15 protein-coding genes are annotated in these 14,571 nt (G+C 71.4%); 9 read left to right on the top strand and 6 right to left on the bottom strand.

The window, feature by feature from the left end; genetic code table 11:
• Window positions 1-26: 26 nt before the first annotated feature.
• Entirely contained in the window at window positions 27-656 is a 630-nt protein-coding gene (locus ETAA1_RS32630; RefSeq protein WP_238389340.1) for an AAA family ATPase, read from the top strand.
• On the top strand, window positions 653-1,429 hold the full coding sequence (locus ETAA1_RS00975; RefSeq protein WP_145233498.1) for an HNH endonuclease family protein: 777 nt from the start codon (window positions 653-655) through the stop codon (window positions 1,427-1,429). The genes ETAA1_RS32630 and ETAA1_RS00975 overlap by 4 nt, the downstream gene beginning before the upstream one ends.
• Before the next feature lie 4 nt (window positions 1,430-1,433).
• Here the strand turns inward: ETAA1_RS00975 and ETAA1_RS00970 are convergent, their stop codons facing one another.
• Entirely contained in the window at window positions 1,434-2,525 is a 1,092-nt protein-coding gene (locus ETAA1_RS00970; protein WP_145233496.1) for a lysylphosphatidylglycerol synthase transmembrane domain-containing protein, read from the bottom strand.
• Between the two features lie 122 nt (window positions 2,526-2,647).
• Here ETAA1_RS00970 and ETAA1_RS00965 point away from each other — a divergent pair, with 122 nt between their 5' ends.
• The gene (locus tag ETAA1_RS00965; protein ID WP_202920570.1) at window positions 2,648-3,139 is read left to right on the top strand and encodes an NYN domain-containing protein; all 492 of its coding nucleotides are present in this window, start codon (window positions 2,648-2,650) and stop codon (window positions 3,137-3,139) included.
• Window positions 3,140-3,176: 37 nt separating this feature from the next.
• A complete protein-coding gene (locus ETAA1_RS00960; protein WP_145233493.1) occupies window positions 3,177-3,584 on the top strand; it encodes a four helix bundle protein in 408 nt (135 codons plus the stop codon).
• Window positions 3,585-3,633: 49 nt separating this feature from the next.
• Here the strand turns inward: ETAA1_RS00960 and ETAA1_RS00955 are convergent, their stop codons facing one another.
• The 3 genes from ETAA1_RS00955 to ETAA1_RS00945 all read right to left on the bottom strand — a co-directional run bounded on the left by ETAA1_RS00955 (window position 3,634) and on the right by ETAA1_RS00945 (window position 7,157).
• Window positions 3,634-4,728: a zinc ribbon domain-containing protein gene (locus tag ETAA1_RS00955; protein ID WP_202920569.1), complete on the bottom strand. Its 1,095-nt coding sequence runs from the start codon at window positions 4,726-4,728 to the stop codon at window positions 3,634-3,636.
• Between the two features lie 12 nt (window positions 4,729-4,740).
• A complete protein-coding gene (locus tag ETAA1_RS00950) occupies window positions 4,741-6,042 on the bottom strand; it encodes a zinc ribbon domain-containing protein (RefSeq protein ID WP_145233489.1) in 1,302 nt (433 codons plus the stop codon).
• Between the two features lie 164 nt (window positions 6,043-6,206).
• Window positions 6,207-7,157, bottom strand: coding sequence for a DUF1559 domain-containing protein (locus ETAA1_RS00945; RefSeq protein ID WP_145233487.1), 951 nt, complete (start codon window positions 7,155-7,157; stop codon window positions 6,207-6,209).
• A gap of 174 nt (window positions 7,158-7,331) precedes the next feature.
• Here ETAA1_RS00945 and ETAA1_RS00940 point away from each other — a divergent pair, with 174 nt between their 5' ends.
• The 5 genes from ETAA1_RS00940 to ETAA1_RS00920 all read left to right on the top strand — a co-directional run bounded on the left by ETAA1_RS00940 (window position 7,332) and on the right by ETAA1_RS00920 (window position 12,170).
• Window positions 7,332-8,564 (top strand): TIGR02996 domain-containing protein, encoded by a 1,233-nt coding sequence (locus tag ETAA1_RS00940; RefSeq protein WP_202920568.1) that lies wholly within the window; start codon window positions 7,332-7,334, stop codon window positions 8,562-8,564.
• 25 nt (window positions 8,565-8,589) lie between these two features.
• Window positions 8,590-9,006 (top strand): HEPN domain-containing protein, encoded by a 417-nt coding sequence (locus ETAA1_RS00935; protein WP_145233484.1) that lies wholly within the window; start codon window positions 8,590-8,592, stop codon window positions 9,004-9,006.
• Complete coding sequence (locus tag ETAA1_RS00930) at window positions 8,985-9,425, top strand: hypothetical protein (RefSeq protein ID WP_145233482.1); 441 nt, start codon at window positions 8,985-8,987, stop codon at window positions 9,423-9,425. The genes ETAA1_RS00935 and ETAA1_RS00930 overlap by 22 nt, the downstream gene beginning before the upstream one ends.
• Before the next feature lie 59 nt (window positions 9,426-9,484).
• Window positions 9,485-11,680, top strand: a complete 2,196-nt coding sequence (locus tag ETAA1_RS00925; RefSeq protein ID WP_145233480.1) for a DEAD/DEAH box helicase — start codon at window positions 9,485-9,487, stop codon at window positions 11,678-11,680.
• A gap of 136 nt (window positions 11,681-11,816) precedes the next feature.
• Window positions 11,817-12,170, top strand: a complete 354-nt coding sequence (locus tag ETAA1_RS00920) for a hypothetical protein (RefSeq protein ID WP_145233478.1) — start codon at window positions 11,817-11,819, stop codon at window positions 12,168-12,170.
• Between the two features lie 113 nt (window positions 12,171-12,283).
• On the opposite strand, the gene ETAA1_RS00915 is transcribed toward ETAA1_RS00920, so the two are convergent.
• Both ETAA1_RS00915 and ETAA1_RS00910 read right to left on the bottom strand, forming a co-directional pair.
• A complete protein-coding gene (locus ETAA1_RS00915) occupies window positions 12,284-13,789 on the bottom strand; it encodes an MATE family efflux transporter (RefSeq protein WP_145233476.1) in 1,506 nt (501 codons plus the stop codon).
• A 38-nt stretch (window positions 13,790-13,827) separates the two neighbouring features.
• Entirely contained in the window at window positions 13,828-14,556 is a 729-nt protein-coding gene (locus ETAA1_RS00910) for a 3-keto-disaccharide hydrolase (protein ID WP_145233474.1), read from the bottom strand.
• Window positions 14,557-14,571 lie beyond the last annotated feature (15 nt).

The following is a 14,571-nucleotide window of genomic DNA, read 5'->3' as shown; positions in this document are numbered from 1 at the left end:
TGCGATTTGCCACAACAGGTGGTGACGTGCGACCTAAACCTCGGGTTGAATTCCTGACTCCTTTCGGGTGGGTCCCGCTCCGCCAACTCGGGTACGGCTACCAGACGCTCATCGCCTGGATGCTCGACTTCGTCAGCCGCATGGTGGAGCGCTACCCGGACAGCCCCGACCCGCTCAAGGAGCCGGCCATCTGCGTCGTGGACGAGATCGACCTGCACCTGCACCCGGCGTGGCAGCGGAAGCTGATTGGGTTCCTGTCGGAGCGGTTCCCGAACACGCAGTTCATCGCCACGGCGCACAGCCCGCTCGTCGTACAGGCCGCGGAGAACGCCAACATCGCCGTCCTGAAGCGCGAGGGCGACCACGTCGTCATCCACAACGACGTGGACGACATCCGCAACTGGCGCGTCGATCAGATCCTCACGAGCGACCTGTTCGGCCTGGAGTCGGCCCGGTCGCCGGAGGTCGAGAAGAAGCTCAAGCGGCAGGAGCAACTGGCCGGCAAAGCTCGGTTGACGCTCGCCGAGAAGAAGGAGTTGAAAGAACTCCAGGATCAGATCGACCGCCTCCCGGTCGGCCGGAGCGCGGCCGAGAACGAGGAACTTGCCGCCATCCGCCAGGCTCTGGACGCACTCCGCGCGACATCGCCCAAATGATCCGCCTGACCAAGCCCGCGCCTCCCGCGGTTCTCACCACGCGTGGGGCGGCCGCTACCCGCGCGAACAAGGCGAAGTACAAGACGGACCGGGCGGCATACCGGGCCGGAACGAAGCGGTTCCAGTTCGACCGGGACATCTTCGCGCACCCGACCGTGCGGACCGCACTCCGGGCGGCCCAGCACGAGAAGTGCGCGTTCTGTGAGTGGCGGATCAGCCCCGGGAACACCTACAGCGACGTGGAGCACTACCGGCCAAAGTCGGGGTTCAAGCAGCGGCGCGGCGACCCGCTAACCCGGCCCGGCTACTACTGGCTCGCCTACGATTGGGACAACCTGTTCCTCTGCTGCCAGCTCTGCAACCGGGCGTTCAAGCGGAACCTGTTCCCGATCGACGCGAAGGGGGTCCGGGCGCGGTCACACTTTAAGTCGGTCGGCGCCGAACAGCCGCTGTTGCTCCACCCGTGCCAGGACGACCCGGCGAAGCACCTCACGTTCAACGGCGCGGTCGCCGTCGCCGTGAATCAGAGCGTGCGGGGGACTGTGACGATCGACGTGGTGGGGCTGAACCGACCTTTCATCAAGGAAGAGCGGATTCGCCGCCGCGTGTGGCTCGTCGATCTGTGCGAAGCACGGTCCGACATCCGGCGCCAACTCGCCCAACAATCCAGCCCGCACCTGCTCGCCGCCCTCGCCCGACTCGACCGTGTGATCGCCACGGCGGTAGCCGACGACGCGGAGTTTGCGGCGATGGCGCGGGTGACTGTGTTCTGAACCGTCACCCCGCCTTCGCCTCTTCCAGGTGCGGCGGGTCCTCGTGGCCGCCGAGGCCTTCCTCCTCGGCCTCGTGTACCACCGCCGGCAGCTCGCCCCGCATCCGCAGGAACACCACCAGCCCCACCAGGCCGCACGTGCACTCCGCCACCCGCAGCGTGACCCGGCCCAGCAGGCCCACCGCGCCGTCGCGGCCCAACAGGCCGTACAGCCACTTGAAGATGAACTCGGCGCCGCCCACCCCGCCCGGCGCCGGGAAGAACGCCTGCATGATGAACCCCACCGGCGCGATCACGAAGTGCTCGCCCAGCGTCCCCGGCTCCGACCCGTCCGCCGGGAACACCCGCACCGCCAGGTGGTACATCAGCACCATCGCCACGTGACACACCGCCGTCATCGCCACCGACAGGTACACGGCCCCCGGCCGCTGGCGGTACGTCCACACCGCGTACCACACCTCCGCCAGCGCCTTGCCGAGCCTCGGCACGGTCGCCAGCCGGCCCGCGAACCGGTCGGCCCGGTGCGCCGGCAGGACGCCCATCAGCCCCCAGCCGCACACGGCCAGCCCCACCAGCACGCCGCACACCGTAATCATCCGCCGGAGGTGGTCGTTGCCGGCGATGCGGTCGTCGCCGGCCGCCCACAGGGCGCCGCCGATCACGGCCGAGAACCACAGCAGGCCGAACAGCCCGATCAGCCGGTCGAGCACCACGGTGGCCACGGCCGCGGCCCGCCGGCCGGGCTGGCCGCGGGCGATGAAGTACGCCTTCACCAGGTCGCCGCCCACCGAGCCCGGCAGGAACAGGTTGTAGTACGTGCCGACCAGCCCGAGCCGGACCGCCCCGCCCACCGTGAACGGCAGGTCGAGCGCCCGCACCAGGATGAACCAGCGCAGGTACTGAATCGCCAGCACCGCCACGCACAGGGCCATCACCGTGGCCGCGACGGCGTAGTCCGGCGTCTTGCCGAGCAGGTCGCGGATGCCGGGGGCGCCGTTCTTGCCCTCCCAGTTCGTGGCCAGCATGTAGCCGAGGACGCCGAACCCGAGGCCGTACTTGGCGAAGCCGATCAGGAAGTGTCGGGTGCGGGTCGTCACGCCTGCTCCTTGCGGGGTCGCGGAAGGGAAGATTGTGCGGTGTCGCCGCCGGGGTGTCTACGGCAACCGGCGGGCGGCGCGGTCTACAATCCACTCGTCCCTACCTGATGCGCGGGGAGCCGGTGGTATTCCTCATCGACGGCTACAACCTGATGCACGCCGTCGGCATGCTCCGCGTCGGGCTGCCGAAGAAGCAGTTCGCCCCGGCCCGCGCCCGGTTCCTCGACTGGCTCGCCGACGCCGCCCGCGGCCGGCCGGACACCCTGCGCGTGGTGTTCGACGCCGTCCACGGCCCGGCCCCGAGCGCCGAGCACGGCCACCGCGGGCTGCGCGTCCGCTTCGCCTTCGCGCAAACCGCCGACGAGCAGATCGAGGAGCTGGTGCGCGCCGTGAACGTGCCGAAGGCGGCGGCCGTGGTGTCGAACGACGGGCAGGTGCAGGAGGCGGCGCGGCGGCGCGGGTGCGGCGTGTTCACGTGTCAGGCGTTCGTGGACTGGCTGATCGCCCCGCCCCGCGACCCCGGGGCGCCGCCGCCGCCCGACGACAAGCCGGTGCCGGAGCCCACGGCGGCGGAGCTGGCGGCGTGGGAAGCGGCTTTTCGGATGAAGGGGTGAAGGGGTGAAGGGGTGAAGGGGTGATTCGGATTAGGGGGTGACCGTGGCGAAGATCACGTCCCACACGGAACTCGAGGTGTACCAGAAGGCGCTTGACGCGGCCAAAAGGCTGTTCCGGTTGTCGAAGTCGTTTCCGAAAGAGGAAACCTATTCGCTGACCGATCAGGTCCGTCGCTCGTCTCGTTCCGTGTGCGCGAACCTGGCGGAGGCGTGGAGGAAGCGGCGGTACGAGGGGGCGTTCATTGCCAAGTTGTCGGATGCCGAGGGCGAAGCGGCCGAGACGCAGGTGTGGTTGGAGTTCGCGGTGGACGCGGGGTACCTCCACCGCGACGAGGCGAAGCCCTTATACCTGGCCTACGACGAGGTGATCCGCACGCTGGTCGGGATGATCAACCATGCCGACAAGTGGGTGCTACCCGGTAAGCCGACTTCCGATGCCACCTGAGTCACCCCTTCACCCCCTCACCCCTTCACCCCTTCACCCCCTCACCCCGTCAGTCGCCGATCTCGAAGTTCTGCGACTGGTACGGGAACTCGCACGCCTCGGCGGCGTCGCGCGCCGCGGCCGCGGCCGGCACCAGCGTGCCGGCCAGGATCGCGTACACGCCCATCGACGCGGCGAACAGCAGCACCAGGCCGAACTTCGAGTCGCGGCCGCCGGTCTCGATCATCGCCGCCAGGAACAGCGCCATCCCCGCCGCCAGCACCGCCGGCCCGAGCGCGCCGACGCCGCCGGCGCGCACGCACCGGTGCGCCAGCTCCTTGTCGCCGGCCCCCCGCGCCACGCCCGCCAGCGTCACCATCAGCAGGATCAGCCGCACCATCTCGGCCAGCCCACACAGCACGTCGAGCACCAGCCCGCGGCGGATGAACGGCTCGTCCGGGTAGACCGCCCACGTCAGGTACAGCGTCAGGCTGTCGAGCTTCGTCACGAGGTGGCCGAGGGTGTTCAGCAGGCCGGTCTCGCGCTCGCCCTCGATCACCACCGTCGGGTCGTTCTTCGCCAGCACGACCAGCACGAGGAGCGCGTGGACGACGATCGCCACGGCGGCGGCGATGCCGAAGCGGTACAGCCCCGGCGCCGGCCGGCCCGCGAGCACGAGCCCCAATCCGATCGGCACCAGCACGAGGTTCGCCAGCCCGCACACGCCGGCGAGGGCGATCAGGGCGGGGGAGCCAGCGTTGATGGTGTTCAGCGCGAACACCAGCACCACCAGCAGCAGGCCGACGCCCTGGAGGCCGTAGCCCGCGGCGATGAGCCGGCAGCCCCACATGCCGCGGACGAACTGGGTCTTGAGCGTCCGCCGCTCCTCGGGGGTGAACTTGCCGTCGTCGGGCCGCTTCCGCCTCGGCGCCGTCGCCGGGTCGCGCGGCGGGTCGGGGTTGAAGTCGCGGTTGGCGGGCGGCTCCGGCGCCTTCGGCGGCGCCGGCTTCGGGCGGGGCGGGGGCGGCGGGGGCGGGGCGGGCTCGGCGGCGGCGAGGCCGGCGGCGGCGGGGAAGACGAGCTTGCACGCCGGGCAGCGGACGTGGGCGGTGGTGCCGTCGGGCACCTGGAGTCCGCTCCCGCACGTCGGACAGGTCAGCAGCACCGGCACCCCCCGTTAGCGGCGCCGGCCCATGCCGCCCCACACGCCGAACGCCGCCACGCCCGGCAGCACCAGGGTGCCGATGTGGAGCGTGTACACGAGCAGCTCGCTGCCGTTGCGCCACAGCCGCAGCGTCCGCTCCAGCGTCTTGAAGCGGTCCTGCATCCGCTGGCCGTACTCCTGCTGCTGCCGGACCACGTCCTGGAAGTTGGTCCCGGGGCCGAGCGGCGGCGGCGGCTCGGGCCGCAGCACGCTCTTGGCCGTGCTCTCGGCCAGGATCGTCGCCAGCAGCACCACCAGCATGCACACGCCGACGGCCGACGGGGCGGCGATCCACCCGAACTTCGCCATCCCCTCGGCCCGGTGCTCCTTCGTGGCCCGCGCCAGCGACCCGAGCAGCAGCCCGAGCAGGACGAGGCGCGCCAGCTCGGCCAGCCCCGCGAGGAGCGGCAGCACCAGGGTGCCGAACCCGCGTGCGTTCATCCGGTCGCTGTACACCAGGGCGGTGAGGACGGCGTCGAGCGAGGGGAGGTCGGTGACCAGCGCCCCCCAGTTAATCGCCACGCCGCCGCCGAGCCGCTCGGGCCGCTCGTTGAACGCCACCACGCACGCCAGCACGAGGTGGACCAGGCTGACCGACCCGGCGGCGATGGCCAGGCCGCGCGACTTCGGCGGGCCGGCCGTCACCAGCCCGAACCCGACCAGCCCCACGACCCACCCGGCGAGCCCGACCACGCCGTTCAGCCCGTTCATCCCGCTGGGGATGTCGGCCCCCATCCAGCTCACGAGCACCAGCAGCGCGTGCAGGGCCAGGCTCCCCACGTACAGCCCGAGCGAGATCAGGAGGAGCAGCACGCCCGGCCGCGCCACCCCGAACTTCGACGCCTTCCGCGGGCGGTCGTCGTCGTAGTCGTCGTCGGCGTCGCGGCGGCGGTCGCGGCGGTCGTCGTCGTCGTCACGGCGGGAGCGGCCGCGCGGGCGGTCGTCCTCGTCGTCGCGGCGGGAACGGCCGCGCGGGCGGTCGTCGTCGTCGCGGGTGTCGCGGGTGTCGCGGCGCGGCGACTTGTCGGCGGAGCGGACGGCCTCGTCGAGCGAGAAAGCCTTCTTCGGCCCCGCGGGGGGCGGCGGGGGCGACGCGGGCCGCGGGGCCGCCTTCGGGGCCGGCTTCGAGTCGTCCACGACCTCGAACCCGGCGTCGGCAGTGGGTTTGGGCCGCGGCTGGAAGACGGTGGTGCACTTGGGGCAGCGGACGGCGGCGGCCGGCCCGTCGGGCACCTTCAGCCCGGCCGAGCACTTCGGACACGTAACGACTGGCACGACGAACTCCGGGGAGAAGCGGGCGCCTGCCCGGCGGGCCGCCCAGCTATTAAGCCCCGTTCCGGCCGCGGATGCAACGGCGGTTCGTCCGTGGGACGTGAACGAGGCGGCGAGTCGGCCGGGAGGGAATTCGCCGGGCGGCGGCGAATCTTGGCCGGATTCGGTCAGAAATCCACCTGCAGCGCCTTCCCGTCGGCGATCGTCGCGGTGAACGGGTACACGCTCATGCTCACGCTCTGCCGGACGGCGTGGACCGAGCCGTCGGCGAACAGCGCGTTCACCCCGTTGACGTGCGGCGACGAGAAGTCCTCGGCCACGCCCGCGGCGGCGCTCGGCGGGTGCTGGCGGCACGCGTGCCCCAGCACCAGCGCGGCCGGCAGGTTGCTCGGGATGCCGCCGTAGTTCGCGGTGTCGTTGGCGCTCCGCCACGTCGCCCCCGGCACGACCCCGGCCCAGCTCGCCATCGTGGCCTGCGCGTTCTTCTCGCCGACGGCGAACGTGTTGCTGAGGCCGTCGAGGATGTCGGCGATGCGCGTCCGGCTGTTGCGGTAGAACATGCCCCGGCCGAGGACGCCGTCGACGGTCAGGTGCGTGGTCAGCACCGCCGGCGACTCGCCGAGGTACGGCGTGTTCCCGTAGCAGGCCACGTAGTTGGAGCGCCCCAGCGGCGTGGTCAGCGACGCCGGGTTCTCGAACTCCGACAGCGGGATCGGGTCCTGCCGCGGGTCCGACGGGCAGCGCAGGAACGACACGGTCACCTGCCGTACGGCGTCGTGCCGCGCGGCCGTCATGGGCTGCGCGAAGTCGATGAGGCGGTAGACGTTCTCCTGCTCCAGGTCGGGGAGCAGGAACGCGGCCCAGCCCCACCCGGGGCCGGTCCCGTCGGCGGCCGCGGCGTTCGCGGTGTAGCCCGGCGGGAAGCTGCCGGTGCGGTCGTGGTAGTTGTGCAGGGCCAGGCCGATCTGCTTCAGGTTGTTCTTGCACTTCACCCGCGCCGCCGACTCGCGCACCTTCTGCACGGCCGGCAGGAGCATGCCGATGAGCACGCCGATGATGGCGATGACGACGAGCAACTCGATCAGCGTGAACCCGCGCCGCGGGCGTGTGGCGAACACGACGTAGCCTCCCCGAATGAGTTTGAAAGCCCGAACGAACCAGGTTGTTAGTCTAGACTAATCTTATGGCTTAGTCGAGAGATGAAATTCGCGCGTGCTAGGATTCGTCCTCCGCTTGCGGCGGAGCGGTATCCACGCCGCTCCGCCGCAAGCGGCGATCGGACGGCCCGCCCCATGCAGACCGACGCCGAGCCGTTCCTCCAGCGCATCCGGGCCTACCCGGACGACGACGGGCCGCGCCTCGTGTTCGCCGACTGGCTCGACGAGCAGGGCGGCGCGGCCCTGGCCCGCGCCGCGTTCATCCGCGTGCAGATCGCGCTGGCCACGCTGCCCGAAACCGACCCCGCGCGGGCCGACCTGCTCCGCGCCGAGCAGGTGCTGCGCGACGCCAACAAGGACGCCTGGGAGGCGCCGTTCCGCGGCCTGTGCTCGCTCATCGACTTCCGCCGCGGGTTCGTGGACGAGGTCCGCATCGGCGCGGTGCCGTTCCTCCGCCACGCCCACGAGCTGTTCGCCGCGGCGCCGGTGCGGCACCTCCACCTGATGGACGCCGGCCCGCACCTGGGGGCGCTCACGGCGTCGCCGTACCTCGGCCGGCTGGCGGGGCTGACGATCGAGGCGCAACACCTGCGCGACCCGCTGGCCCGCGCCGTGGCCCGGTGCGCGCACCTGTCCGGGCTGCGGCGCCTCGACCTGCGCAAGAACCGCCTCACCGACGCCGGCGCGAGCGCGCTCGCCGGGTCGCCGCACCTGGCGGGGCTGGAGGAGTTGATTCTGTCGGAGAACGAGCTGACCGAGAGCGGGGCGCGGGCGCTGGCGGCGTCGCCGCACCTGGCGGCGCTGCGCGGCCTCGACCTGCGGCACAACCCGGTCGGCCCCGCGGGCGCGGAGGCGGTCGCGGCGTCGGACCGGCTGCCGCGGCTGGAGTGGCTGAACCTGTCCGGCTGCGGGCTGGGGGCGCCGCGGGGCCACGCCGTGCCGCGGCCGGGGGCGCTCGTGCGGGTGGCGGTGCTCGACCTGTCGGGGAACGCGCTCGGCCCGGCGGCGCTGAAGCCGCTGCTGACCGCGGACGGGCCGGCGGCGCTGCGGGAGCTCGACCTGAGCCGCAACGACCTGGGCGAGGCGGGGGCGGCGGTGCTGGCCGCGGCGCCGGCGCTGGCGGGGCTGCGCGGGCTGAAGGTGTCCGGGTGCGGGCTGACGGACGCGGCGGTGACGGTGCTCGCGTCGTCGCCGCACCTGGCGGGGCTGCGGTCGCTGGATTTGGGGAACAACCCGGCGGCCGACGCGGCGTTCGAGCCGTTCCTGGACGGCGCCCGCCCGCCGCGGCTGCGGCGGCTGGTGGTGCCGGCGATCGGCCTGTCGCCGGCGCTGCGGCGGGCGCTCCACCAGAAATACGGGTCGGGATAGAATACCCGGGTCGGGAGGATCGCCCGTGCCGACCCGCGCAGACTTCCAGCAGCTGGCCGACGTGCGCGCCGCCGAGGCCGCCGCGCTGATCGCCGCGGGGTTGTGGGACGGGGCGTACTACTTGGCCGGGTACGCCGTCGAGTGCGCCCTGAAGGCGTGCATCGCCAAGATGACCGTCGCGGAAGAGTTCCCGGACAAGGAGCGGGCGTACAAGGCGTTCACGCACGACATCGAACAACTGGTGAAGCTTGCCCAGCTGAAAGATGTGCGTGACGACGACGCGAAGGCAGACCCCGAGTTCCGCGACAACTGGAACTTGGTGAAAGGGTGGGCAGAGGACAGCCGGTACGCCCGCTGGACCGACCTGCAAGCTCGTGCCATTCTCAGTGCGGTCACCGACCCCGCCCACGGAGTGCTCCCATGGATCAAGCGCCTGTGGTAAGCGATCGACAGGTAGACGGCGGCGAACGGCTGATCCGCGCGCTGGTTTCGCAGGGCTTCCCGTTGGTGGGCGGGTGCTGGGCGAAAACGCCTCGCTACTCGAAGCCCTACCTCTACCTCGTCACGGGGAAGGTCCAGGGCGTTGATGCCCGGCCGTCGTACCGAATGGTTCAGGCCGCATTCGATGAGCTCGAATCCCAGTGGGGTCACTGGCAGGAAAAGCTCGACCCCTTCGATGTCATGCTGGTGGCTCCGACGGACTCGATCGCAAAGGCACTCGAAGTCGAGTACTCGCATCGGCATTCGCCATCACCTGCGCTGCAAACAGACCTGCTTGGCGGGATCGTCCCCTTGGAGGGTGCCGCGCTGATCTATCCACAATCATGGTTCACGCAACCTGCACCCGCGGCCGCCGGCTGACCTCCGCGCCGCGGCCGCCGGCGGTATCATGGGCGCACGCCCGCCGCCGAGGCCCGCCGATGCTCCGCGAGGAACAGATCGACCTCCGCCGGCAGCGCGCCCGGGCCACCAAGTTCGCCATCGAGAACCTGGGGAAGAACCGCGTCTTCTCCGACTTCCGCGTCACCAACCCCGACTCCGGCGGCCGCTACGAAGTCACCGTGCGCGGGTTCGAGACCGGCGACAACACCTGCACCTGCCCCGACTACAAGGCCAACACCCTCGGCACCTGCAAGCACATCGAGGCGGTGCTCGACGACCTGCGCGACGAGTTGCCGCCCCACCTCCAGAAGAAGAAGGCCGCCGTGCAGCGGCCCGAAGTCTACCTCCACTACGGCGAGCAGCTGCGGCTCGGGCTGCACCTGCCGCCGCGGCACTCCGACAAGCTCGCCCGGCTGGCGCAGGCGTACTTCGACGACAAGTTCCTGTGGTCCGGCCGCGGCAAGTTCCCCGACCTGATCCGCGACATCGAGGCCGTGCCGGAAGAGGTGACGGTGCTGTCCGACGCGCTCGACTTCGTGGACCGCGAGGTCGAGCGCGCCGACCTGCTGGCGCGCGAGGCGGAGTGGCTGGCGCGGCTCGACGCCGGCACGCTGGACCTGAACCTGCTGCCGGTGCCGCTGTACGACTACCAGCTGCGCGGGGCGCTGTTCCTGGCCTGCCGCGGCCGCAGCATCCTCGGCGACGACATGGGCCTCGGCAAGACCGTGCAGACGCTCGCCGCCGTCGAACTGCTCGCCCAGGAGCGCGGCATCCGCCGCGTGCTCGTCGTCGCGCCGGCGTCGGTGAAGTACCAGTGGGAGACGGAAATCCGCCGCTTCACGAGGCGCCCCGTCCAGGTGATCGACGGGCTGCCCGACGTGCGGAAGGAGCAGTACGAGCAGCCCACGTTCTACCGGCTCGTGAACTACGAGCAGGTGGTGCGCGACCGCGAGGCGCTCAACGGCTGGAAGCCCGACGTGGTGGTGCTGGACGAGGCGCAGCGGATCAAGAACTGGGAGGCGAAGACGACGCGCGAGGTGAAGAAGCTGCACAGCCGGTACGCCTTCGTGCTGACCGGCACGCCGCTGGAGAACAAGCTGGAGGAGCTGTACAGCATCGTGCAGTTCGTGGACGAGAGGCGGTTCGGGCCGGCGTTCGCGTTCCTGCACGAGCACCGCGTGGTGGACGCCGACGGCAACCTGACCGGCTACCGCAACCTGGACGCGATCCGCGACAAGCTGGCGCCGATCTTCCTGCGCCGCACCCGCGCCGAGGTGCTGACGCAGCTCCCCGAGCGGACCGACAACACCGTCTTCGTCGAGCTGGCGGACGAGCAGCGCGGCCCCTACGAGGAGCAGCGCGCGGCGCTGGCCCGGCTGCTGGCGAAGAACTACCTCACCGACCTGGACCGCAAGCGCATCCTGGCGTGCGTGGTGAACCTCCGCACCATCTGCGACAGCACGTTCCTGCACGACCGCGCCACGCACATTTCGCCGAAGCTGGACGAGTTCGCGGAGCTGCTGCCGGAGCTGGTCGGCGGGGCGGACGCGCACAAGGTGGTGGTGTTCTCGCAGTGGGAGACGATGATCTTCGAGGCGGCGCGGGTGCTGGACCGGCTCGGCGTCGGCTACGCGGTGCTGCACGGCGGCCTGAGCGGCAAGGACCGCAAGGCGGCGCTCGAGAAGTTCCTGACGGACCCGGCGTGCGCCGCGTTCCTGAGCACCGACGCCGGCGGCACCGGGCTGAACCTCCAGGCCGCCGACACGGTGGTGAACCTGGAGTTGCCGTGGAACCCGGCGGTGCTGGAGCAGCGCATCGCGCGGGTCCACCGCATGGGGCAGGAGCGGCCGGTGCGGGTGGTGAACTTCGTGACGCGGGGCACCATCGAGGAGCGGGTGCTGCGGACGCTGGAGGCGAAGCAGAGCCTGTTCGACGGCCTGTTCGAGGGCGACGCCGACGAGCTGGCGTTCGCCGCGGGGCCGGGGTTCCTCGGCGCGCTGCGGAAGCTGACGGGGGAAGAGACGGGCGACGGGAGGCAGGAGACGGCCGAGCCGGAACCGGCCACACCGGCGCCGAGTCCGGCGTCTCCGGTCTCCCGTCCCCCGACACCTGATCTCTGGGTCGCGGCGGCGCAGCTGCTCGAAGCGCTGGCGGCGGCCGGGCCGGTGCCGGACGCGGTGCGCGAGCGGGTGCGGGCCGCGGCGGCGCTGGTCGCCGAGCGTGCCCGGGGGTAACCGGCACAACCGGCGCCCGCGGCGCGGCCGGGCGCCCGTATCCCCTGCCATCCGCGGCCGCGCGTCGAAGTGCCCCGCGCCGCCGGGGTAGCCTTCCGTGTGGGCCGGAGTCGCCGGCCCGCCAGGAGGGACTCACATGACGAGCATCGTGGTGGCGGTCGCGCTCGCGGCGGCCGCGGGGCCGGAACCGGACGCGGGCGTCGTGCCCGCCGGGTTCTTCCCCGGCGGCGGCGGGGCGTGGTCCGGCACGACCAGCTACTACGGCTTCGGCCGCGAGGCCGCGTACGGCACCGGCATCGGCCCCGAGTGGAACAACCGCCCGGACGGCTTCGGCCGCGACGGCCGTCGGTTCGGCGCCCCGTACAGCCCGAGCCCGTACGACCAGGCGCCGGCCCGCACCGGCCGCACCGGCGGGTGGGTCGGCGGCGGCGTCAGCGTGGGCGGGTACAGCGGCGCCGGCTTCGGCGGCGGCATCTTCCGCCGGCGGTGAACCGAAAGCCGCTTTTGACGGGATGAACAGGACAAGACAGGATGGAAGACAAAGACAGAATTTAAATTGATTTCTGTCTTTGTCTTCCATCCTGTCTTGTCCTGTTCATCCCGTCAAAAATTGCCTTCTGCTTCCTCCGCGACGCCCGGCTCGATGACGCGCATCGTCTTCCACTTCCCGGTGCGGAACCGCCACACGAAGCACACGGCCATGCAGCAGATGAACGCCGTGGCGAAGCCCCACGCCCAGTAGAGCGGGTCGCCGGCCCCCGGGAACGCCGCCGCGAACTCGGCCCGCCACGTCACCAGCGCCGCCGTCGGCAGCACCATCACCGGCCACGCCAGCGCGAACGTCAGCCACGTCACGAACCGGGTGTCGCCGGCGCCGCGGAGGGCGAACGCGAACGTCAGGTTCACCGCGTCGGCCAGCGAGTACACCGCCACGCACACCAGCAGGCTCGGCACGATGGCGGCGATGGCGGCGAACTTCGCCACGTCCTGCTCCGGCTCGAACGCCGACACCAGCAGTTGCGGCAGCGTCAGGTACACCGTGGCGACGATGCACATGTAGCCGAACGACCACGCGGTGCCGGTGTAGACCGTCTTCTCGGCGATGTCGGGCCGGTCGCCGCCGAGCCGCTGGCCGACCAGGATGCACACCGCCTGGCCGATCCCCATCATCGGCAGGAACGCCACCATGTTGAACCGGATCGTCAGCGTCGTGGCCCCGAGCGCCGCGTCGCCGAGCTGGCCGACGAACTGCGTGAACAGGTGGAACACCAGCACGTCGAGGAACACCTGCATCCCGGCCGGGCCGCCGTACTTCATCAGGCGGCGGAACAGGTCGCGGTCGAACCGCCAGCCGGCGGCGGTGGCGAAGCCGTCGCGGAACTTCGGCCGCAGGAACAGCGCCAGCGCCAGGAGCGCCGCGGCCCAGCTGCCGACGACGGTGGCGATGCCGGCGCCGGCGATGCCCATCTCCGGGAAGCCCCATCTGCCGAAGATCAGCAGCAGCGCCAGCGCCACGTTCACGGCCGTGCCGAACGCCTCGATCAGCAGCACCGTCCAGGTGTCGCCGCGGCCGGAGAAGAAGCCGTTGATCGCCTGCATCACCAGCATCGGCAGCGCGGCGAAGGCGAAGCAGCGGAGGTACACCGCTTCGAGTTCCTGGATGTGCGCCGGGTGCCCGGCCAGCGACGTGAGCCACCCGGCGAGCGGCACCACCGTGAGGAAGCCGAGGCCGGCGACGGCGGCGAAGTAAATCCCCTGCCACACCGCCGGCCCGACGCGGTGCGGCCGGCCGGCGCCGGTGTACTGGGCCACGAACGTGGACGTGTACCCGGCGGTGACGCTGAGGAAGCCGAACCCGAGCCAGTACCACATGACCGCCGGGAACGAGGCGGTCATCTCGTCGGTGTTGTGGCGGGCGAGCAGGTACGTGTCGGCGAGCACCTGCACCGTCATGAAGCTCTGGCTGATGACCAGCGGCAGCGCGAGCTTCAGGAGCTCGGCGCTGCCGCCGGCGTTCGCGGGCGGGGGCGGCGGGGCGGGCTCGTCGGGGGTGTCGGTCGGGGGGGCGGGTTCGATGGCATCCAGTCCGGTCGCGGTCTGCTCCGTCATTCCGCCCTCACGGTCGTGGTCGGGGCTGCCCCCGCCCGCTACTGCTTCAGCAGCCACACGTTCCGGTACTGCACCGGGTGGCCGTGGTCCTGCAGCAGGATCGGGCCGGGGGTGGCGGGGTCGCCGCCGGCGCCGGCCCGGGTGTTGTCCACCGGGATGCGCACGCCGTCGTGGACCTTCACCCCGTTATGATACACCGACATGCGGGCGGGTTCGGTCTTCTTGCCGCCCGCGAACACCGGCGCCGTGAACTCGATGTCGTAGCTCTGCCACACCGTCGGCGCCTTGCAGGCGTTGACGCTCGGCGCCGCCACCTCGTAGATCGCGGCGCAGTCGTTGTTCTTGCTCTTGAGGCCGTAGCTGTCGAGCACCTGCACCTCGTAGCGGCCCTGGACGTAGACGCCGCTGTTGCCGCGGCCCTGGCCGGCGCCGCCCGGCTCGTACGGCACGCGGAACTCGAGGTGCAGCTTGAACGAGCCGCCGAACTTCTCCTTGGTGACGATGTCGCCGTGGCCCTTCACACCTTCCATGGCGCCGTTCGGCCGCAGCACCCACTTCACCTCGCTGCCGTCGCGCTTCTGCCACTTCGAGGTGTCCTTGCCGTCGAACAGGACGACGGCGCCGCTCGGCGGCGGGGTGCCGGGGGCGTCCTTGAGGTCGTCGGCCTTGGCGGCCTTGAACTTGGCGTCGAGCGTCCACGGGTCGGCGGGCTGGGCGACGGCCGCGGCTGTGGCCGCGACGACGACGAGGCAGGAGAGGGCGCGCATGGGCGGCTCCGGTGG

Source organism: Urbifossiella limnaea, from assembly GCF_007747215.1.
GTDB classification, from domain to species: Bacteria; Planctomycetota; Planctomycetia; order Gemmatales; family Gemmataceae; genus Urbifossiella; species Urbifossiella limnaea.
The sequence above is the reverse complement of the archived record's forward strand: the minus strand, read 5'-3'. Positions and strand labels throughout refer to the sequence as shown.